Origin of the sequence: Oleiagrimonas sp. MCCC 1A03011 (genome assembly GCF_003267965.1) — a bacterium.
In the GTDB taxonomy this organism is placed as follows: domain Bacteria; phylum Pseudomonadota; class Gammaproteobacteria; order Xanthomonadales; family Rhodanobacteraceae; genus Oleiagrimonas; species Oleiagrimonas citrea.
The window spans coordinates 524,916-544,320 of sequence record NZ_MSPY01000003.1 but is presented as its reverse complement, the minus strand read 5'-3'; the positions used below and the strand labels follow the sequence as shown (position 1 = coordinate 544,320).

20 protein-coding genes and 1 tRNA gene are annotated in these 19,405 nt (G+C 64.1%); 19 read left to right on the top strand and 2 right to left on the bottom strand.

The window, feature by feature from the left end:
• The first annotated feature begins 10 nt into the window (after nt 1-10).
• The 3 genes from glmM to BTJ49_RS09060 all read left to right on the top strand — a co-directional run bounded on the left by glmM (nt 11) and on the right by BTJ49_RS09060 (nt 3,012).
• A complete protein-coding gene (glmM, locus tag BTJ49_RS09070; protein WP_113065117.1) occupies nt 11-1,363 on the top strand; it encodes a phosphoglucosamine mutase in 1,353 nt (450 codons plus the stop codon).
• Nucleotides 1,364-1,478: 115 nt separating this feature from the next.
• Complete coding sequence (locus BTJ49_RS09065; RefSeq protein ID WP_113065033.1) at nt 1,479-2,411, top strand: 2-oxoglutarate and iron-dependent oxygenase domain-containing protein; 933 nt, start codon at nt 1,479-1,481, stop codon at nt 2,409-2,411.
• A 226-nt stretch (nt 2,412-2,637) separates the two neighbouring features.
• Complete coding sequence (locus BTJ49_RS09060; protein WP_113065032.1) at nt 2,638-3,012, top strand: hypothetical protein; 375 nt, start codon at nt 2,638-2,640, stop codon at nt 3,010-3,012.
• 13 nt (nt 3,013-3,025) lie between these two features.
• Here BTJ49_RS09060 and BTJ49_RS09055 read toward each other — a convergent pair whose 3' ends face one another.
• Together BTJ49_RS09055 and BTJ49_RS09050 are read right to left on the bottom strand one after the other, a co-directional pair.
• Nucleotides 3,026-3,697: a DUF6445 family protein gene (locus tag BTJ49_RS09055; RefSeq protein ID WP_113065031.1), complete on the bottom strand. Its 672-nt coding sequence runs from the start codon at nt 3,695-3,697 to the stop codon at nt 3,026-3,028.
• A 70-nt stretch (nt 3,698-3,767) separates the two neighbouring features.
• Entirely contained in the window at nt 3,768-4,583 is an 816-nt protein-coding gene (locus BTJ49_RS09050; protein WP_113065030.1) for an SDR family oxidoreductase, read from the bottom strand.
• Nucleotides 4,584-4,785: 202 nt separating this feature from the next.
• Here BTJ49_RS09050 and tpiA point away from each other — a divergent pair, with 202 nt between their 5' ends.
• The 16 genes from tpiA to BTJ49_RS08970 all read left to right on the top strand — a co-directional run bounded on the left by tpiA (nt 4,786) and on the right by BTJ49_RS08970 (nt 19,401).
• Nucleotides 4,786-5,553, top strand: coding sequence for a triose-phosphate isomerase (gene tpiA, locus BTJ49_RS09045; protein WP_113065029.1), 768 nt, complete (start codon nt 4,786-4,788; stop codon nt 5,551-5,553).
• Nucleotides 5,554-5,555: 2 nt separating this feature from the next.
• A complete protein-coding gene (secG, locus tag BTJ49_RS09040) occupies nt 5,556-6,002 on the top strand; it encodes a preprotein translocase subunit SecG (protein ID WP_113065028.1) in 447 nt (148 codons plus the stop codon).
• Between the two features lie 15 nt (nt 6,003-6,017).
• Nucleotides 6,018-6,102, top strand: a tRNA-Leu gene (locus BTJ49_RS09035).
• A gap of 71 nt (nt 6,103-6,173) precedes the next feature.
• Nucleotides 6,174-6,530, top strand: coding sequence for an NADH-quinone oxidoreductase subunit A (locus BTJ49_RS09030; protein WP_113065027.1), 357 nt, complete (start codon nt 6,174-6,176; stop codon nt 6,528-6,530).
• Nucleotides 6,521-7,075 (top strand): NADH-quinone oxidoreductase subunit B, encoded by a 555-nt coding sequence (locus BTJ49_RS09025; RefSeq protein WP_043100702.1) that lies wholly within the window; start codon nt 6,521-6,523, stop codon nt 7,073-7,075. The genes BTJ49_RS09030 and BTJ49_RS09025 overlap by 10 nt, the downstream gene beginning before the upstream one ends.
• Nucleotides 7,076-7,084: 9 nt before the next feature.
• Entirely contained in the window at nt 7,085-7,819 is a 735-nt protein-coding gene (locus BTJ49_RS09020; RefSeq protein WP_113065026.1) for an NADH-quinone oxidoreductase subunit C, read from the top strand.
• A 3-nt stretch (nt 7,820-7,822) separates the two neighbouring features.
• Nucleotides 7,823-9,082, top strand: coding sequence for an NADH-quinone oxidoreductase subunit D (locus tag BTJ49_RS09015; protein ID WP_113065025.1), 1,260 nt, complete (start codon nt 7,823-7,825; stop codon nt 9,080-9,082).
• Nucleotides 9,079-9,606 carry an NADH-quinone oxidoreductase subunit NuoE gene (gene nuoE, locus BTJ49_RS09010; RefSeq protein ID WP_113065024.1) on the top strand — a complete coding sequence of 176 codons (528 nt, stop codon included), beginning with the start codon at nt 9,079-9,081 and terminating at the stop codon, nt 9,604-9,606. Before BTJ49_RS09015 ends, nuoE begins: the two co-directional genes overlap by 4 nt.
• 75 nt (nt 9,607-9,681) lie before the next feature.
• On the top strand, nt 9,682-10,992 hold the full coding sequence (nuoF, locus tag BTJ49_RS09005; RefSeq protein ID WP_113065023.1) for an NADH-quinone oxidoreductase subunit NuoF: 1,311 nt from the start codon (nt 9,682-9,684) through the stop codon (nt 10,990-10,992).
• The gene (nuoG, locus tag BTJ49_RS09000; RefSeq protein ID WP_113065022.1) at nt 10,992-13,328 is read left to right on the top strand and encodes an NADH-quinone oxidoreductase subunit NuoG; all 2,337 of its coding nucleotides are present in this window, start codon (nt 10,992-10,994) and stop codon (nt 13,326-13,328) included. Before nuoF ends, nuoG begins: the two co-directional genes overlap by 1 nt.
• A gap of 3 nt (nt 13,329-13,331) precedes the next feature.
• The gene (gene nuoH / locus BTJ49_RS08995; RefSeq protein WP_113065021.1) at nt 13,332-14,354 is read left to right on the top strand and encodes an NADH-quinone oxidoreductase subunit NuoH; all 1,023 of its coding nucleotides are present in this window, start codon (nt 13,332-13,334) and stop codon (nt 14,352-14,354) included.
• A 6-nt stretch (nt 14,355-14,360) separates the two neighbouring features.
• Nucleotides 14,361-14,852 carry an NADH-quinone oxidoreductase subunit NuoI gene (gene nuoI, locus BTJ49_RS08990; protein ID WP_113065020.1) on the top strand — a complete coding sequence of 164 codons (492 nt, stop codon included), beginning with the start codon at nt 14,361-14,363 and terminating at the stop codon, nt 14,850-14,852.
• Nucleotides 14,853-14,907: 55 nt separating this feature from the next.
• Nucleotides 14,908-15,534, top strand: a complete 627-nt coding sequence (locus tag BTJ49_RS08985) for an NADH-quinone oxidoreductase subunit J (protein ID WP_113065019.1) — start codon at nt 14,908-14,910, stop codon at nt 15,532-15,534.
• Entirely contained in the window at nt 15,528-15,836 is a 309-nt protein-coding gene (gene nuoK, locus BTJ49_RS08980) for an NADH-quinone oxidoreductase subunit NuoK (RefSeq protein ID WP_200877569.1), read from the top strand. Before BTJ49_RS08985 ends, nuoK begins: the two co-directional genes overlap by 7 nt.
• A gap of 6 nt (nt 15,837-15,842) precedes the next feature.
• Nucleotides 15,843-17,870, top strand: a complete 2,028-nt coding sequence (gene nuoL / locus BTJ49_RS08975; protein WP_113065018.1) for an NADH-quinone oxidoreductase subunit L — start codon at nt 15,843-15,845, stop codon at nt 17,868-17,870.
• A 22-nt stretch (nt 17,871-17,892) separates the two neighbouring features.
• Nucleotides 17,893-19,401, top strand: a complete 1,509-nt coding sequence (locus BTJ49_RS08970) for an NADH-quinone oxidoreductase subunit M (RefSeq protein ID WP_113065017.1) — start codon at nt 17,893-17,895, stop codon at nt 19,399-19,401.
• The last annotated feature ends 4 nt before the right edge of the window (nt 19,402-19,405 follow it).

The following is a 19,405-nucleotide window of genomic DNA, read 5'->3' as shown; positions in this document are numbered from 1 at the left end:
GCCCGACATCATGAGTGAACGCAAATATTTCGGCACCGACGGTATCCGCGGACGGGTGGGCGAGTGGCCCATCACGGCCGAGTTCATGCTGCGTCTGGGGCGCGCCGCGGGCGTCGCGCTGGGCGGCGCCAAGGAACGTCCCACGGTGCTGATCGGCAAGGACACCCGTATCTCGGGCTACATGTTCGAGTCGGCGCTGGAGGCCGGACTGGTAGCTTCGGGCGCAGACGTGCGGCTCCTGGGGCCGATGCCGACGCCGGCGGTGGCGTTCCTGACGCGCAGCCTGCGTGCGGATGCCGGCATCGTCATCAGCGCGTCGCACAACCCGCACCAGGACAATGGCATCAAGTTCTTCTCCGCCGCGGGCGAGAAGCTCGAGGATGCGGTCGAGGCGGCGATCGAGCGCGAGGTCGATGCCGATTTCGTCACCGTGCCTTCGGAGCGACTGGGCAAGGCGCGTCGTATCAACGACGCCGAGGCCCGCTATGTCGAATTCTGCAAGAGCACCATGTCGCGCGATTTTAGTCTGCACGGCCTGCGCATCGTGCTGGACTGCGCCCACGGCGCCACCTACCAGGTCGCACCGAAGGTCTTCACCGAGCTGGGCGCCGACGTGCATCTGACCGGCGCTCAGCCGGACGGTTTCAACATCAATGCGGGCGTGGGTTCAACACATCCCGACGCCCTGCGCAAGACCGTGCTGGAGCAGGGCGCGGATCTGGGCATTGCGTTCGACGGCGACGGCGACCGCGTGCAGATGATCGATCACGACGGCGTGCTGGTCGACGGCGACGACATGCTCTACGTCATGGCACGTGCCTGGCAGCGCAGCGGCCGCCTGCGCGGTCCCGTGGTCGGCACCCTGATGAGCAACTACGGTTTCGAGCAGGCGCTGGGAACGCTGGGCGTCGCCTTCGTGCGCGCCCATGTCGGCGATCGCTATGTGCTGCAGCAGCTGAAGGCGAACGGTGGCGTGCTGGGCGGCGAGACGTCCGGACACATTCTCTGTCTGGATCGGGCGAGCACCGGCGACGGCATCGTCGCCGCGCTGTGCGTGCTCGAAGCGCTGCGTGCCGAGGGCAAGGATCTGGTGGCAGCGCGCGCCGATCTGCACAAGTTGCCGCAGGTCATGCTGAACGTGCCGGTGGCGCACGGCGCGCGCGAAGTGCTGGAGACGAAGGTCGTGCAGGAGGCCGTGGCGGCCGCGAAGAAGCGTCTGGACGGACGCGGACGCGTATTCCTGCGCCCTTCGGGCACCGAGCCGCTGGTGCGCGTCACGGTCGAGGCCGCTGACGCCGACGAGGTGCAGGGCATGGCGCAGGAGTTGGCGGACATCGTAAAATCGGCTCACTCACGCTCGTGAGCCTGCCGGACGCCAGACGCGTCCAACCAGGTCGCCAAGGATTGGCCCGACGTGCACCGCTCCTGCGGTAGCGGATTCCCAAGATGACCGCACGCCAACCTGGACATATGGAACGATGAAAAACGTACCCACGCTCGACATCCGCCGTTTCGACACCGACCGCGATGCTTTCGTCGCCGAACTGGGCGCGGCCTACCGTGAATTCGGTTTCTGCTGCATCAGCGGCCACGGCGTCACCCATGAGCTGATCGAGAACGCCTACGGCGTCTTCCAGCGCTTCTTCGCGCTGCCCGAGGACGTGAAGATGAAGTACCACGTGCCCGGCACCGGCGGCGCGCGCGGCTACACCCCGTTCAAGGTCGAGACGGCCAAGGACAGCCAGTACCCGGATCTCAAGGAGTTCTGGCACATCGGCCGCGAGATCGATCCCGGCTCGAAGTTCGCCGACACCATGGCGCCGAACCTGTGGCCGTCCGAAGTGCCCGACTTCAAGCAGTACGGCTATGCGCTGTACGAGGCGCTGGACCAACTCGGCGCGCGTGTGCTGCGTGCGTTGGCGCTGCACATCGATCTGCCGGAGAACTATTTCGAGGACAAGATCGATCAGGGCAACTCGATCCTGCGCCCGATTCACTATCCGCCGATCGAAGGTGATGTGCCTAATGTGCGTGCCGGCGCACACGAGGACATCAACTTCATCACGCTGCTGGTCGGTGCCAGCGCAGCGGGTCTGGAGGTGTTCACGCGCGAGGGTGAATGGCTGCCGATCACGACGACCGGCGACGCCATCGTGGTCAACATCGGCGACATGCTGCAGCGCTTGACCAATCACGTGTACCCGTCCACCACGCACCGCGTGGTCAACCCGCCGGGCGCGGATGCCAGCAAGCCGCGGTACTCGGTGCCGTTCTTCCTGCATCCGAATCCTGATGTGGTGCTGGACCCGCTGCCGCAGTGTGTGAGCGAGGACAATCCGAGCCGCTACGACACCTCGATCACTTCGCACGAGTATCTGCAGCAGCGCCTGCGTGAAATTCGTCTGATCTGATTTTTAATCCGAGCATCTGGCTGTCGGCCCTGACCATGCGGGCCGGCGGTCGGAATGCTCACGCCATGCGAGTGATTCGAGGGCGATGAAAATGCGCATGTACAGCAAGCTTCTGCTGGGGGTGTTGGCGCTGGTTCCGGCGAGTTTCGTGTGGGCTGGGGCGCCGAAACCCGCCGGGGTGATGTGAGCGCTGGCCTATTTTTCCGGCAGCTGGTCGTGCGCGGGGATGTTTCCGTCCAGCGGCAAGCACATCGCCTCGACCATGCGGTTCGCGTTCGATCTGAACGGTTCGGTACTGGTCAAGCACCACGCCGACCGTCCGCCGGCCAGCTATCGGGCGATCGAGACCTGGGGGTACGACCAGGGCCGCAAGCGTTACAGCGCAACGGTGATGGACAACTTTGGCGGCGCGCGTCGCATGTGGAGTGACGGCTGGAAAGGAAACGTCCTGCGCTGGATGGTCGACACGGGCAAGCAGCCGGCACAGCAATTCGTGTATGTGCGCGTGAGCAAGGATGTTTATCGGGTCGACTGGAAGATCGATCGTTCCGGCCATGGGCTGGAAGTCGGCGACACGCTGACCTGCCGTCGCCGCTCCTGATGGCCGACGTGGGTTAGGCCATCCAGAAGAACACCGCCGTCATGCGCTTGTCCTCCAGCGTCAGACCGCAGTAGGCGGTGGCGCTGTGGATCAGGTTGGCGCGATAGACGAGCAGGCGGTTGAAGTGGTTATCGACGCGCACGTCCTCGGCAAAGGAATTCGGCGGGACGTGACGCGTGCCCAATGCATCGACCAGGTTGCGGTGTGGTTTGTTGACGGTATTGCCGCCGGCCTGGCCGTTGCCCAGCCGCTGCCGATAGAAGGCGGTGCCGCAGCGCGTCGGCGCATCGGGTGTCAGGTAGAGCACCGCGGCATATCGACACAGATGCAGTGAATCGGTGTGCGGTTTGACGCCGCCCTCGATGGCGCCGACGACCTGCACGCAGTTGTGATTCAGACGCGAGCCGTCATCCGTCTGCTCGACCCAAAGCCGCTGGGCGCCGGTCCGCTGCATGACATGGGTCTCTACATGCGCGAGTTCGTCGTCATCGAGGGCGGGCAGGGCGCGCATGCCCGGCCAGACTTCGGCGGTGTGCGGGTGGCCGTAGCTCCAGTCCTGGCGCGCCAGTTGACGCTCGCGCACTGCCATGGGATCAGGCAGTGCGTCATCCACGATCCAGTAGTCGCGGCCCTCGGCGGGCTTGCGGTACGGAAGATTGCGCATCGGGCGGGCGGCGACAGGCATCGGGCACGGCTCCGTGAAAGATGATGGTCGAGCATAGCGCAGGCATCCGTTGCGCCGGGCGCGCGGGAATCTATTCGCTTTCCAGGACCCGGTAGCGGTTGGAGTGTCGGGACGAGAGGTGTAGTGCCAGCCTGTCCGGGAGCAATTTCGCGAAGGCCTTGATCGCGCGGTTCACGCGGCCGTTGACGTAGACCACATCGCCGCGCTCGACGGCGTCGAGTCCCTGCGCGGCGACCTGGTCGGCCTGCATCCACATCCACTTCGGCATCTTCGAGACCAGTTCGCGCGCGCCGGTGACGTCGTGGAACTCGCTGTAGGTGAAGCCCGGGCACAGCGCGCAGACATGGACGCCGCGCGCGCGGTTCTCCAGCGCCAGCGATTCGGAGAAGCGAATCATGTAGGCCTTGGAGGCGGCATAGAGCGTGTGCCCCGTGGAACCGGGCAGGTGGCCGGCCAGCGAGGCGACGTTGATGATGCGCCCGTGACGGCGTTCGATCATGCCGGGCAGCAGGCGATGCGCGAGTTCGGTCGGAGCGTGGACCAGCACCTGCAGGAAGTCGCTGTGCCGGACCCAGGGCTGGCTGTCGAAACTGCCCGGTACGCCGTAGCCGGCGTTATTGATCAGCACGTCGATGCCCAGATTGCGCTGTTCCAGTGCGTCGACGATGCGGCGCGGTGCCATCGGGTCGGCCAGGTCGTCGACCATGACCTGCACTTCGACGCCATGCCGGGCGCACAGCTCTTCGGCCAGTTCCTGCAGGCGCGCGGCACGGCGCGCAGTCAGGACGAGATGGTGCCCGCGCGCGGCGAGTTCGCGGGCGAAGGCGGCGCCGATGCCGGCCGAAGCGCCGGTGATCAGGGCGACGGGTCGCGGGTGTGCGGTCATGCGAGGCCTTCCCTTGCAGGTCAATGTGGTTCTTCATCATAAGCAAAGCCGCACGTTTGTGAGGACGCTGTGGTCGACGTTTTCGTGCGCAGGGCGCACAACCTGCCTTCTGGACGATTCGGGTTCAGGTATTTCCGCATTGCCAGATTTGCGTGGTCGCCGCTATCCTTGCGGGCTTGATCGAGGCGAAGGGGTCGCACTCATGCGCAGGATGCTGGTAGCGGGAAACTGGAAAATGCACGGCACGCGGGCGATGGCGACGGCGTTGACGGCGGATATCGCCGCGCAGCGTCCGACGGACATCGACGTGGCGGTGTTTCCGCCGTATCCCTATCTTGATCTCTGTGCGACGCACGGTGATGCCTTGCCATGTGGCGGGCAGGACGTCAGCGAGCACGCCGAAGGCGCGTACACCGGCGAAGTGTCGGCTGCGATGTTGCGCGACGCAGGTTGCGTCTGGGCGCTGGTCGGGCACTCCGAGCGCCGCCAGTACCACGGCGAGAGCAGCGAGTTGGTGGCACGCAAGTTCGCCGCGGCGCGGAAGGCTGGACTCACTCCGATGCTCTGCATTGGCGAAACGCTGGAGCAGCGCGAGCAGGGTCGCACCGAAGAAGTGCTGTCCGAACAGCTGGGTGCCGTGCTCGAGCACAATGGCGTCGAAGCGTTCGAGCAGGCGGTGATTGCCTACGAGCCGGTCTGGGCGATCGGCACGGGGCAGACGGCCACCCCGCAACAGGCACAGGATGCGCATGCGTTTATCCGTAGCCAACTGGCAAAAGGAAGTGCTAAAATCAGCGGTCTGACGCGCCTGCTTTACGGCGGCAGCGTCAAACCCTCGAATGCAGCCGAACTGTTCGCCCAGGCGGACGTGGACGGCGGCTTGATCGGCGGGGCTTCCCTGACAGCAACCGACTTTCTGGCCATCTGCGCGGCAGCGCATCAAGCGCGTGGCGCGGCGGAGACCAACTAGACATGTTCATCATCTTCAGCGTTTTCTACATCCTGATCGCCGCGGCCATGATCGTGCTGATCCTCATGCAGCGCGGCCAGGGCGCCGACGCCGGCGCCGGTTTCGGTGCGGGTGCGTCGGGCACCGTGTTCGGTGCGCGTGGCTCGTCCAGCTTCATGACGCGCGCGACGGGCGTGCTGGCGACGCTTTTCTTTCTCCTCAGCCTCGGTATGGCGATATACTTCAGCCATTCGGGTGCGCCGAAACAGGCCAAGAACCTCGGCGTGATGTCCGCGATGCAGACACCTGCCGCGAGCGCCACGACGAAGGCAGCACCTGCAGCGCCGGTTCAGACAGCTCCGTCATCCAGCGCTGCGATGCCTTCGGGTTCGGATGTGCCGTCGTTGCCGCAGGAAGCGGGCGGCGCCAGCAGCGGCAAGCCGGTCACGCCGGCTCCCGCGAAGAAGTAACGATTTGAGTTTTTTGCCCAGGTGGCGGAATTGGTAGACGCACTACCTTGAGGTGGTAGCGACGAAAGTCGTGGGGGTTCGAGTCCCCCCTTGGGCACCAATTACAATGAAGACTGTCGTCATCGGGGCGACAGTCGCTGATGCGCAACGAAGCGTGGAGGTTGCCGACCCGTGCTAGCCGAATACTGGCCCGTGCTGTTGTTCCTCGTCGTGGCCGGTGGCCTCGGCATTGTTCTGCTGGCGATCGGCCTTCTCGTAGCGCCCCGCAATCCCGACCCTGAAAAGCTCTCGCCGTACGAATGCGGTTTCGAGGCTTTCGAGGATGCGCGCATGAAGTTCGACGTGCGCTACTACCTGATCGCCATTCTGTTCATCATCTTCGATCTGGAGGTGGCGTTCCTGTTCCCATGGGCCGTGGTGTTCGACAAGATCGGTGCCATCGCGCTCATCGAGATGGGATTGTTCTTGGCGCTGCTGGTGGTCGGTTTCGCCTACGTCTGGAAGAAAGGAGCGCTGGAATGGGATTGATCTCCTCCATTGACCGGGTGATGCACAACCCGCAGCCGCTGGACCGCGTCGATGACATTCTGCGCCCGGCGGGCGACAACCCCATCGTGCAGCGCGGCTGGGCAACCACCAGCGTCGACGCACTAATGAACTGGGCGCGTACGGGTTCGATGTGGCCGATGACCTTCGGTCTGGCTTGCTGTGCCGTCGAGATGATGCATGCCGGCGCCGCGCGTCTGGATCTGGATCGCTACGGCGTGATCTTCCGTCCGAGCCCGCGTCAGTCCGACGTGATGATCGTCGCCGGTACGTTGGTCAACAAGATGGCTCCGGCGCTGCGCAAGGTCTACGACCAGATGCCCGACCCGAAGTGGGTCATCTCCATGGGGTCGTGTGCCAATGGCGGCGGCTACTACCACTATTCCTATTCGGTGGTGCGCGGTTGCGACCGCATCGTGCCGGTGGACATCTACGTGCCGGGCTGTCCGCCCACGGCCGAGGCCCTGATCCACGGCATTCTGCAGTTGCAGAAGAAGATCCGCCGCACCCACACCATCGCGCGCTGAGGTCGGGCCATGAGCGATACGCAAACGAACTCGCTGGCCGAGCGCCTTGTCGCGCGTTTCGGCGAAGTGCTGGGCAAGGTCGAGACGGTGCGTGGCGAGACCACCATCGAAGTGGCCCCGAGCGACCTGATGCAGGTCGCGACCGCGCTGCGCGACGAGCCGGATTTCGACTTCAGCGAACTGATCGATGTCTGCGGCGTCGACTATCTCGGCTACGGGCAGAACGAGTGGGAGACCACCTCGGTGTCCGGTGCCGGTTTCTCGCGCGGCGTGCACGGTGAAGCCACCGGTCGTTTCGACTGGGAAGGCCGGCCGCGCAATGTCGAGATGGAGCGACGCTTCGCCTCGGTCGTGCATCTGCTTTCGATTCGCCACAACCGTCGCCTGCGCGTTCGCACCTTCTGCGAAGACGATGCGTTGCCGCTGGTGCCTTCGCTGGTCGGTCTGTGGCCGGTCGCGAATTGGTTCGAGCGCGAATCCTTCGATCTGTATGGCATCGTCTACGACGGTCATCCGGATCTGCGTCGCATCCTCACCGACTACGGTTTCGTCGGCCGTCCGTTCCGCAAGGACTTCCCGCTGATCGGCAACGTCGAGATGCGCTACGACCCCGACAAGAAGCGCGTGGTCTACGAACCGGTGACGTCCGTCGTACCGCGCGTGCTGGTACCGCGCGTGATCCGCGACGACGTCGACCTGCAGCAGGCCAAGGCCGAAGCTGCCGATCACTGGCAGGAGAATTGAGCGATGTCGGCTCAGGAAATCCGCAATTACACGATGAACTTCGGCCCGCAGCATCCGGCCGCCCACGGCGTGCTGCGCCTGGTGCTGGAGATGGACGGCGAGACCGTGGTCAAGGCCGATCCGCACATCGGTCTGCTGCATCGCGCGACCGAGAAACTGGCCGAGTCCAAGCCGTTCAATCAGTCGATCGGCTACATGGATCGTCTCGACTACGTGTCGATGATGTGCAACGAGCACGGCTACGTGCGCGCCATCGAGAATCTGCTGGGCATCGAGGCGCCGATCCGCGCGCAGTACATCCGCACGATGTTCGACGAGATCACCCGCATCCTGAACCACCTGATGTGGATCGGTTCGAACGCGCTCGATCTCGGCGCCATGGCCGTGTTCCTGTACGCCTTCCGCGAGCGCGAAGAGCTGATGGACTGCTACGAGGCGGTCTCCGGCGCGCGCATGCACGCGACGTACTACCGTCCGGGCGGTGTCTATCGTGACCTGCCGGCGAAGATGCCGCAGTACAACGAGTCACGCTGGCACAAGGGTGCGGATCTCAAGCGCCTGAACCAGTGGCGTGAAGGTTCCATGCTGGACTTCCTCGACGCTTTCACCGACGACTTCCCGTCGAAGGTGGACGAGTACGAGAATCTGCTGACCAACAATCGCATCTGGAAGCAGCGCACCGTCGACATCGGCATCATCAGTCCGGAACAGGCGCAGGCCTGGGGCATGACCGGTCCGATGCTTCGCGGTTCCGGCATCGAATGGGATCTGCGCAAGAAGCAGCCGTACGCCGCCTATGCGGACATGGACTTCGACATCCCGGTCGGCGTCCACGGCGACTGCTACGACCGCTATCTGGTGCGTGTCGAGGAGATGCGCCAGTCCAATCGCATCATCAAGCAGTGCGTGAAGTGGCTGCGCGAGCATTCGGGTCCGGTCATGCTCAACAACTTCAAGGTCTCGCCGCCGTCGCGCGAAGCCATGAAGCACGACATGGAAGCCCTGATCCATCACTTCAAGCTGTTCACCGAGGGCTACGGCGTGCCGGCTGGCGAAACCTATGCCGCAGTCGAGGCCCCCAAGGGCGAGTTCGGTGTGTACATGATTTCCGACGGCGCCAACAAACCGTTCCGCGTGAAGGTTCGCGCGCCGAGCTTCGTGCATCTTTCGTCCATGGATGCCATCACCGCCGGCCACATGCTGCCGGACGTGGTCGCCATGATCGGTACCTATGATGTGGTGTTCGGGGAGGTCGACCGATGAGAGCCACCGGTAATTTCGACAAGGTTCGTGACGTCGATCCGCAGGCCGTCCTCAGCGAGGACACGCGCAAGCACATGGATCACTGGGCGGCCAAGTTCCCCGAGGATCGCAAGCGCTCGGCGTTGATCCAGAGTCTGTTCGCCGCGCAGGTACAGAACGGCGGTTACCTGACTGACGAGTTGATTGCCGCGGTGGCCAAGTATCTGGACCTGCCGCCGGTATGGGCCTACGAGGTCGCCACGTTCTACTCGATGTTCGAGCTGGAGCCGGTCGGTCGTCACAATGTGGCGATCTGCACCAACATCTCGTGCTGGCTCAATGGCGCCGAGGACCTCGTGCGTCACTGCGAGAACAAGTACGGGGTGAAGCTGGGCGAGAGTTCGCCGGACGGGCGTATCTACCTCAAGCGCGAGGAAGAGTGCCTGGCGGCCTGCTGCGGCGCGCCGATGATGGTGGTCGATGGCCACTATCACGAGAAGCTGACGCCGGAGAAGGTCGACGAGATTCTCGACAAGCTCGATTGACGCAATTTCGCATTCTGCGGCCCTGAACGGCCGCGACTGGATCCTCGCCGCGGCGGGATCGCAAAGGTAAAGGTCATGGCATACGGTCCCGAACCCAAACAGCACCAGGTCGTCTACACGACGCTGCACCACGACAAGCCGTGGTCCCTGGAAAGCTACCGCGCGAGCGGCGGCTGGAAGGCCTGGGAGAAGATCCTGGCCGAGAAGCCGGATCCGGCTTCCATCATCGACGCGGTCAAGGCCAGCGGCCTGCGCGGTCGCGGCGGCGCAGGCTTCCCGACCGGGCTGAAGTGGTCCTTCATGCCGAAGGGCGACATGCAGAAGTACATCCTGTGCAACTCGGACGAGTCCGAGCCGGGTACCTGCAAGGACCGCGACATCCTCCGCTTCAATCCGCATTCCGTGCTCGAGGGCATGGCCATCGCGTGCTACGCGACGGGTTCGACCGCCGCCTACAACTACATGCGCGGCGAGTTCCACCACGAACCGTTCGAGCATATCGAAGAGGCGCTGAAGGAAGCCTACGAGGCCGGCCTGCTGGGCAAGAACATCCAGGGCACGGGCATCGACGTGGACATTCATAACGCGCTCGGCGCCGGTGCCTACATCTGCGGCGAGGAAACCGCATTGATGGAGTCGCTGGAAGGCAAGAAGGGCCAGCCGCGCTTCAAGCCGCCGTTCCCGGCCAACTTCGGTCTGTACGGCAAGCCGTCCACCATCAACAACACCGAGACTTATGCTTCAGTGCCGGCCATCCTGCGCAATGGCGCGGACTGGTTCCTGGAGCAGGGCAAGCCGAACAACGGCGGTCCGAAGATTTTCTCGGTGTCCGGCCACGTCAATAATCCGGGTAACTTCGAAATCCGTCTCGGCACGTCCTTCAAGGAACTGCTGGAGATGGCCGGCGGTGTGCGCAACGGCAACAAACTCAAGGCCGTGATTCCCGGCGGTTCGTCGATGAAGGTGCTGCCGGCCGATGTCATCCTTGACTGCACCATGGACTACGACAGCCTGCAGCAGGCGGGTTCCGGTCTCGGTTCCGGCGCGGTCATCGTCATGGACGAGACCACCTGCATGGTCAAGGCCTGCCGCCGCATCTCGCAGTTCTACTTCAAGGAGTCCTGCGGCCAGTGCACGCCGTGCCGCGAGGGCACCGGCTGGATGTACCGCGTGCTGTCGCGCATCGTCGAGGGCAAGGGCACCAAGGAAGATCTGCATCGCCTGAAGGCGGTGGCGGGTCAGATCGAGGGCCATACCATCTGCGCCTTCGGCGAAGCCGCCGCGTGGCCGGTGCAGGGCTTCCTGCACCACTTCTGGGACGAGTTCGAATATTTCGTCGAGCACGGCCGTTCGATGACCGAAGACAAGCTGGGAGTCGCCGCATAATGAGTGCGCAGCCCGCCAACAACACTCCGCCGGACATGGTCAACATCGAGATCGATGGCAAGGCCATGCAGGTGCCCAAGGGTTCGATGATCATCCAGGCCGCCGACAAGGCCGGGATCACGATTCCGCGTTTCTGCTATCACCCGAAACTGGCCATCGCCGCCAACTGCCGGCAGTGTCTGGTCGAGGTGGAGATGGGCGGTCGCGCGATTCCCAAGCCGCAGCCGGCCTGCGCCACGCCGGTGGGCGAGGGCATGAAGGTCTCCACGCGTTCGGACAAGGCGTTGCACTGGCAGCGTGACGTGATGGAGTTCCTGCTCATCAATCATCCGCTGGACTGCCCGATCTGCGATCAGGGCGGCGAGTGCGAGCTGCAGGACGTGGCGCTGGGCTACGGCCGTTCCGTCAGCCGTTACACCGAGCGCAAGCGCACGGTCGCCGACGAGAATCTCGGCCCGCTGATCGCCACCGAGATGACCCGCTGCATCCAGTGCACGCGCTGCGTGCGCTTCATGGGCGAGATCGCCGGCACCTACGAACTGGGTGGCATGAACCGCGGTGAGGGCCTGGAGATCGGTACCTACATCGGCAAGTCCATCGACAGCGAGATCGGCGGCAACATCATCGACGTGTGCCCGGTCGGCGCGCTGACCAACAAGCCGTTCCAGTTCCAGGCCCGCGCCTGGGAACTGCTGGCGCGTCCGTCCATCGGCTACCACGATGCGCTGGGCTCGAACCTGTGGCTGCATACGCGCCGCGGCGAAGTCCTGCGCACGGTGCCGCGTGACAACGAATCGATCAACGAATGCTGGCTGTCCGATCGTGATCGCTACAGCCATCAGGGGCTGTACGCCGACGATCGTCTGCACGTGCCGATGGTCAAGCGCGACGGCACCTGGCACGAAGTGCAGTGGGACGTGGCCCTGAAGGCGGCCGTCGACGCGCTGCGCGAAGCGGGACAGGACATCGGTTTCCTGGTCAGCCCCTTCACCAGCAACGAAGAAGGCGATCTGCTGCGCCGTCTGGCCAAGGGCCTGGGCAGCGCGCACATCGATCACCGTCTGCGCACGGTCGATTTCGCCGACGCACCCGTGGCGCGCACGTTCGGCACGCCGGTCGCCGAGATGGACAAGGTCGGCGCGGCGCTGCTGGTCGGCAGCAACCTGCGTCACGAGATGCCGTTGCTCGGCCATCGTCTGCGTCAGGCCGTGCGTCACGGCGCCGCCGTCCACGCGGTCGGCAGCCTCAAGATCGATCAGGGCTATGCGCTGGCCGGCGAGACCACGGTCGCCCCGCAGCATCTGCCTCAGGCGGTACTGGCGATCGCCAAGGCCGCCGCGGCCAAGAGCGAGCTGAAGCCGTCGTCGGCGCTGGCGGAGGTACTGAGCAGCGTCGAGAGCGATGCCGCGGCCGAGGCGGCCTTCGATGCCTTGAGCAAGGCTTCGCAGGCCGTGGTGGTGTTCGGCGAAATGGCCGCCACGCATCCGCAGGCATCCTGGCTGCGCGCTGCCGCGCGCTATGTCGCCGAAGCCGCGCAGGCCGGTTTCAACGAAATCCCGTTGGGCGCCAATGCGGTCGGCCTGGCGCGCGGCGACGTGCTGCCGGGCGAGGGCGGTCTCGATGCTCGCGCCATGCTGGCGCAGCCGCGTGACGCCTACGTGCTGTACGGCGTGGACATGCCGTACGACTTCGCTGACGATGCCACGGCGATGCAGTCGCTGTTGGGTGCGAACACCGTGGTCGCCTTCAGCGCCTACGCCGGTCGCAGCCTGCGCGATGTCGCCGACGTGATCCTGCCGCTGGCGCTGCTGCCGGAAATCGACGCCACGTTGACCAACGTGGACGGCATCGAGCAATCGCAGCCCGCCGGCGCGACCGCGCCGGGTCAGGCTCGGGCCGGATGGAAGATTCTTCGTGCCATCGGTGGCGAACTCGCGATCGAGGGTTTCGGTTTCGACGATTTCGCCGGCCTTCGCGCCGAGATGCATACATCCGAGCCGGTCGTGGTCGACGGTCTGTGCGAACGCGGTGCCGCGGCCTCCGGTCTGACGCGCATCGCCAGCATGCCGATCTACCGCAGTGATGCCGTGCTGCGTCGCGCCAAGGCGCTGAACGACCATCCGCTGACCCGCGGAGCCGCCGTACGCTTGCATGCCGACGACGCGTCCCGTCTGGGACTTGTCGACGGTGGCCGGGCACGTGTTGGCGAAACGCGCGTGCTGCCGGTGGTTGTGGATGACGCGGTGCCGGTCGGCGCCGCCTGGATCGAGTCCGCCTATGCGGATACCGCTTCGCTGCCGCCGTATGGCGCAGCCCTCACTCTTAGCAAGGCGTAACCCATGGCCGACCTGCTGTTTCACGAGGTGCTTGTTCCGGTCCTGCTGATCTTCGCGATCATGCTGCCGGTGGTTCTGACGGTGGCCATGTTCGTGTACTGGGAACGCAAGGTCATCGGCTGGATGCACGTGCGCATGGGGCCGAACAAGATCGGTCCGCTGGGCCTGTTCCAGGCCTTCGCCGACGTGGTCAAGCTGCTGATCAAGGAAGTCCTTGTCCCGACCAACGCCAACAAGTTCCTGTTCTTCCTGGCGCCGCTGCTGGCGCTGATTCCGGCATTGGCGGCCTGGGCCGTGGTGCCGTTCGATCAGGGCATGGTGCTGGCCAACGTCAACGCCGGCGTGCTGTACCTGCTGGCGATGAGTTCGGTGGGCGTCTACGGCATTATCCTGGCGGGCTGGGCGTCGAACTCGCGCTACGCGTTGCTCGGTGCGATGCGTTCGGCGGCGCAGGTGATCTCTTACGAACTGGCCATGGGCATGGCGCTGGTCTGCGTGCTGGTGCTGGCCGGCAGCTTGAACCTGACCGCCATCGTCGACGCGCAGGCCGGTCCGAAGGGCATCTTCGACTGGTTCTGGCTGCCGCTGCTGCCGGTGTTCGTGATCTACTGGATCTCCGGCGTGGCCGAGACCAACCGCGCGCCGTTCGACGTCGCCGAAGGCGAGTCGGAAATCGTCGCCGGCTTCCACGTCGAGTATTCGGGTTCGGCCTTTGCGATCTTCTTCCTGGCCGAATACGCCAACATGATCCTGATCAGCTTCCTGGCAGCCGTGCTGTTCATGGGCGGCTGGCTGAGTCCGTTCCCGGTCTCGTGGGGCTGGATCGGTCACGGGAGCATCCTGTGGCTGTTCGCCAAGGCCTTCATCTTCTCGTTCTTCTTCCTGTGGTTCCGCGCCACCTTCCCGCGCTATCGCTATGACCAGATCATGCGTCTGGGCTGGAAGGTGTTCATTCCGATCACGATCGTCTGGGTGCTCGTAGCCGGCTGCATGAAGTACTTCGGCTGGGTCACGATCGGAGGTTGATCAGACATGTCCCGAATCACTAGCTACTTCAAGAGCCTGCTGCTCATCGAGATGTTCCAGGGCATGGGCCTGACGCTGCGCTACATGTTCAAGCCCAAGTACACGATGCGCTTCCCGATGGAGCACATCCCGAAGTCGAACCGCTTCCGCGGACTGCACGCGCTGCGCCGCTACGCCAACGGCGAGGAACGCTGCATCGCCTGCAAGTTGTGCGAGGCGGTGTGCCCGGCGCTGGCGATCACCATCGATTCCGCGCCGCGCGAAAGCGATGGCCAGCGCCGCACCACGCGTTACGACATCGACCTGTTCAAGTGCATCTACTGCGGCTTCTGCGAAGAGAGTTGCCCGGTGGACTCCATCGTCGAGACCTCGGTCCATGAGTACCACTTCGAACAGCGTGGCGAGAACGTCGTGACCAAGCAGCAGCTGCTGGCCATCGGTGATCGCTACGAGCAGGAAATCGCTGCCGACCGCGCTCAGGACGCGGCCTACCGCTGAGGGGCATGGACGACATGAATCGAACGACATACGCGCGGCTGGCTGGAGAAGTGAAGTGAGCGCACAGCTACTGCAATTGATCTGTTTCTACGCCTTTGGCGCCGTGGCCGTGGCTTCGGCGCTGATGGTGATCACCCTGCGCAACAGCGTGCACGCGGTGCTGTCGCTGGTGCTGACCTTCTTCAGTGTCGCCAGCATCTGGCTGCTGGCGCAGGCCGAGTTCCTGGCCATCGCGCTGATCGTGGTCTACGTCGGTGCGGTGATGGTGCTGTTCCTGTTCGTGGTGATGATGCTGGACATCAACCTCGAACGCATGCGCGAAGGCTTCATCAAGTATCTGCCGGTCGGCATCATCGTGGCTGCCGTGATGCTGGTGGAGATGCTTGCGCTGATCGGCGTGCGCGCCATGCACGTGATGACGATGGGGCCGGATCCGGCCGCCGCCGCGGGCATGTCGAACACCGCCTGGCTGGGGCAGGCGCTGTACACGCGCTTCCTGCTTCCGTTCGAGATCGCGGCGCTGATTCTTACCGTCGGCCTAATCGCAGCCGTGGTGCTGACGCTGCGCCACAAGCCGCTGACCCGCCGACAGAACCCGGGCGACCAGGTGCGCGTGAGCAATCGCGACCGCGTCCGCGTCGTGAAGATGGATGCCGAGCGTCCGCAGGAGTCCGAATCATGATCACGCTTTCGCATTTCATCGTGCTCGGCGCCGTGCTGTTCTGCATCGCCGTGGCCGGCATCTTCATCAACCGCAAGAACGTCATCGTGCTGCTGATGTCGATCGAGTTGATGCTGCTGGCGGTGAACATCAACTTTGTCGCTTTCTCGCGCTTCAGTGGCGACGTGGCAGGGCAGGTGTTCGTGTTCTTCATTCTCACCGTGGCGGCGGCCGAAACGGCCATCGGCCTGGCGATCCTGACGCTGCTGTTCCGCAATCGCAGCACGATCAACATCGCCGAAATCGATTCGATGAAGGGTTAAGGGCACATGCACGAGCTATCCACCTCCATCCTGTTGATCATCGCGCTGGCACCGCTGGCCGGTGCCGTGCTGGCCGGCTTTCTGGGCCGCACCATCGGACGCGCCGGATCGCATACGGTCACCATCCTCGGCGTGGCGATTTCCTGCGTGCTGTCCTTCTACGTCCTCTACCAGCTGGTGTGGGGCGGGGCAGCCAACTACAACCACGACCTCTACACCTGGTTCCAGGTCGGCAAGTTCAACGCCAGCGTCGGCTTCATGATCGATCGCCTCAGCGCGATGATGATGGTCGTCGTCACCTTCGTTTCGCTGATGGTGCACATCTACACCATCGGCTACATGGCCGACGATGACGGTTACACGCGCTTCTTCAGCTACATCGCGCTGTTCACCTTCGCCATGCTGATGCTGGTGATGAGCAACAACTTCATGCAGCTGTTCTTTGGCTGGGAAGGCGTGGGCCTGGTTTCGTACTTGCTGATCGGTTTCTACTTCAAGCGCCCGAGCGCGACCTTCGCCAATCTGAAGGCGTTCCTGGTCAACCGCGTGGGCGACTTCGGCTTCGTGCTGGGCATCGGCGCGGTGCTGTATTTCCTCGGCACACTCGACTACCAGACCGCGTTCGACGCCGCGCCGACCCTGGTCGGCCAGACCCTGCACATCACCCAGAACCACGCTTGGAGTGCGGCCACGGTGATCGGCATCCTGCTGTTCATCGGCGCCATGGGCAAGTCGGCACAGGTGCCGCTGCACGTGTGGCTGCCGGACTCGATGGAAGGCCCGACGCCGATCTCCGCGCTGATCCATGCCGCGACCATGGTCACGGCGGGCATCTTCATGGTCGCGCGCATGTCGCCGATCTTCGAGTTGTCGTCGACGGCGCTGAGCTTCATCATGGTGATCGGCGCCACCGGTGCCTTGTTCACCGGCATGATCGGCATCGTGCAGAACGACATCAAGCGCGTGATCGCGTATTCCACGCTGTCGCAGCTGGGCTACATGACCGTGGCGCTGGGCGTGTCGGCCTATGCCGGAGCGGTCTACCACCTGATGACGCACGCGTTCTTCAAGGCGCTGCTGTTCCTGGGCGCCGGCTCGGTGATCATCGCCATGCACCACGAGCAGGACATGCGCCATATGGGCGGCCTGCGCAAGTACATGCCGATCACCTACATCACCATGTGGGTCGGTTCGCTGGCGCTGTGCGGCGTGCCGTTCTTCTCCGGCTTCTACTCCAAGGACGCCATCATCGAGGCGGCCGGTGAGTCGCATCGCTGGGGCGCGCACTACGCTTACTTCTGCGTGCTGATGGGCGCGCTGGTCACGGCGTTGTACACCTTCCGCCAGATGCACCTGACCTTCCACGGCAAGGAGCGCTTCAAGGTGGTCGAGTCGCATGGCCACGGTCATGACGACCACGACGATCACCACCACGAACCGGGCGTCCTGGCGCATGCGCCGAAGGAATCCCCGTGGGTAGTGACGGTGCCGCTGGTGATGCTGGCGATCCCGTCGCTGCTGATCGGTTTCTTCACCGTCGGTCCGATGCTGTTCGGCGACTGGTTCGGCAAGGCCATCCACGTGACCGAAGCGCACAATGTGCTGGCCGAGATGGGTACCGAGTTCCACGGCGCGCTGGCGATGGCGCTGCACGGCTTCACGCAGACGCCGTTCTGGCTGGTCGTGGCCGGTTTCGCCATCACCACCTACGTCTACATTTTCAATCCGGCCATGGCGGGGCGCATCCAGCGCATCTTCAAGCCGGTCTACGTGGTGCTCGACCGCAAGTTCTGGTTCGACGAGGTCTACCTCGCGATCTTCGCCCGCGGTGGCGTCAAGCTGGGCCGTCTGTTCTGGAAGGCCGGCGACACCGCCGTCATCGACGGCGCCATCGACGGCTCGGCGAGCCTCGTGCAGCGCATCGCCGCCGGCATGCGTCGCCTGCAGTCGGGTTACCTCTATCACTACGCGTTCGCCATGATCCTCGGCCTGATCCTGCTTCTGGGCGGGTTCTGGTGGTTCGGGCACGTTTGAGCAATCAGGGAAGCAAGGACCTATGTCGAATCATCTGCTTAGCCTGCTGATCTGGCTGCCCATGGCCGGTGCCGTGCCGGTGCTGATCGCCGGTGCGCGCGGCAGCGCCAGTCGCTGGATCGCTCTGGCCGTCGCGGTCGCGACGTTTGTGGCCAGCCTGTTCCTGCTGCCGGCCTACCACACGGACGGCGCGGTCATGCAGCTGGTTGAATCCACCCCGTGGATCGCCTCGCTGCATGTCAATTACGCGTTGGGCGTGGACGGCATCTCGGTGGCGTTGATCCTGCTGACGAGCTTCGTCGGCGTGCTGGTCATCGTTGGTGCCTGGGACGTCATCAAGGACAACAAGCCGCATCAGTACATGGCCGCCATGCTGGTATTGGAAGGCCTGCTGATCGGTGTGTTCTGCGCCACCGACGCGCTGCTGTTCTACGTGTTCTTCGAGGCCATGCTGATTCCGATGTTCATCCTCATCGGCATCTGGGGCGGGCCGCGCCGCGTGTACGCGACGCTGAAGTTCTTCATCTACACGTTCCTCGGCTCGATCTTCATGCTGGTCGGCCTGATTTACCTGTATCACAAGGCCGGAACCTTCGACATGGCCACGCTGGCGCATCTGCCGCTGACCATGAAGGAGCAGAGCTGGCTGTTCTTCGCCTTCCTGATTGCGTTCGCCATCAAGATCCCGATGGTGCCGGTGCACACCTGGCTGCCCGACGCCCACGTCGAGGCGCCGACCGGCGGTTCAGTGGTGCTGGCGGCGGTGATGCTGAAGGTGGGTGGCTACGGTTTCCTGCGCTTCTCGCTGCCGATCGTGCCGGACGCCTCGGCGCACTACGCCTGGCTGGTGATCGTGCTGAGCCTGATTCCGGTGGTCTACATCGGCTACGTGGCGCTGGTGCAGGAGGACATGAAGAAGCTGGTGGCGTATTCGTCCATCGCGCACATGGGCTTCGTCACCCTGGGCATCTTCATCGCCTTCATGCTGGTGCGTGACCTGGGCAACGTGGACGCGGCCAACCTGGGCGTGCAGGGCGCGATGGTGCAGATGATGTCGCACGGTTTCGTGTCGGGCGCCATGTTCTCGTGCATCGGCGTGATGTACGACCGCCTGCACACCCGCATGATCAAGGACTACGGCGGTCTGGTGAACGTGATGCCGTGGTTCGCCTTCTTCATGGTGTTCTTCGCCATGGCCAACTGCGGCCTGCCGGGCACCAGCGGTTTCGTCGGCGAATTCATGGTGATTCTGGCCAGCTTCAGCGCCAACCCGTGGATCGCACTGATCGCCGCCTTCACGCTCATCATCGGCGCGGCCTACACCCTGTGGCTGGTCAAGCGCGTGGTGTGGGGCAAGGTGACCAACGAGAAGGTTGCCGCGATGAAGGACATCAATGGCCGAGAGGCTTTCGTGCTGACGGCGTTCGCGGTGGTGGTGCTCGCCATCGGCGTGTGGCCGCAGCCTCTGGTGCATCTGATGGGCGGCTCGATCGACCATCTGGTGCAACAACTGGCCATCAGCAAGATCTGAGGAC

Excerpts from the sequence above, each read along its gene's own strand:
- BTJ49_RS09020 (WP_113065026.1), top strand. The coding sequence starts at position 7,085 with ATGAGCGATACGCAAACGAACTCGCTGGCCGAGCGCCTTGTCGCGCGT.
- nuoE (WP_113065024.1), top strand. The coding sequence starts at position 9,079 with ATGAGAGCCACCGGTAATTTCGACAAGGTTCGTGACGTCGATCCGCAG.
- secG (WP_113065028.1), top strand. The coding sequence starts at position 5,556 with ATGTTCATCATCTTCAGCGTTTTCTACATCCTGATCGCCGCGGCCATG.
- nuoI (WP_113065020.1), top strand. The coding sequence starts at position 14,361 with ATGTCCCGAATCACTAGCTACTTCAAGAGCCTGCTGCTCATCGAGATG.
- BTJ49_RS09015 (WP_113065025.1), top strand. The coding sequence starts at position 7,823 with ATGTCGGCTCAGGAAATCCGCAATTACACGATGAACTTCGGCCCGCAG.
- BTJ49_RS09025 (WP_043100702.1), top strand. The coding sequence starts at position 6,521 with ATGGGATTGATCTCCTCCATTGACCGGGTGATGCACAACCCGCAGCCG.
- BTJ49_RS09050 (WP_113065030.1), bottom strand. The coding sequence starts at position 4,583 with ATGACCGCACACCCGCGACCCGTCGCCCTGATCACCGGCGCTTCGGCC.
- nuoH (WP_113065021.1), top strand. The coding sequence starts at position 13,332 with ATGGCCGACCTGCTGTTTCACGAGGTGCTTGTTCCGGTCCTGCTGATC.
- BTJ49_RS08970 (WP_113065017.1), top strand. The coding sequence starts at position 17,893 with ATGTCGAATCATCTGCTTAGCCTGCTGATCTGGCTGCCCATGGCCGGT.
- glmM (WP_113065117.1), top strand. The coding sequence starts at position 11 with ATGAGTGAACGCAAATATTTCGGCACCGACGGTATCCGCGGACGGGTG.
- nuoL (WP_113065018.1), top strand. The coding sequence starts at position 15,843 with ATGCACGAGCTATCCACCTCCATCCTGTTGATCATCGCGCTGGCACCG.
- tpiA (WP_113065029.1), top strand. The coding sequence starts at position 4,786 with ATGCGCAGGATGCTGGTAGCGGGAAACTGGAAAATGCACGGCACGCGG.
- BTJ49_RS09065 (WP_113065033.1), top strand. The coding sequence starts at position 1,479 with ATGAAAAACGTACCCACGCTCGACATCCGCCGTTTCGACACCGACCGC.
- BTJ49_RS09060 (WP_113065032.1), top strand. The coding sequence starts at position 2,638 with ATGTTTCCGTCCAGCGGCAAGCACATCGCCTCGACCATGCGGTTCGCG.
- nuoG (WP_113065022.1), top strand. The coding sequence starts at position 10,992 with ATGAGTGCGCAGCCCGCCAACAACACTCCGCCGGACATGGTCAACATC.
- BTJ49_RS09055 (WP_113065031.1), bottom strand. The coding sequence starts at position 3,697 with ATGCCTGTCGCCGCCCGCCCGATGCGCAATCTTCCGTACCGCAAGCCC.
- nuoF (WP_113065023.1), top strand. The coding sequence starts at position 9,682 with ATGGCATACGGTCCCGAACCCAAACAGCACCAGGTCGTCTACACGACG.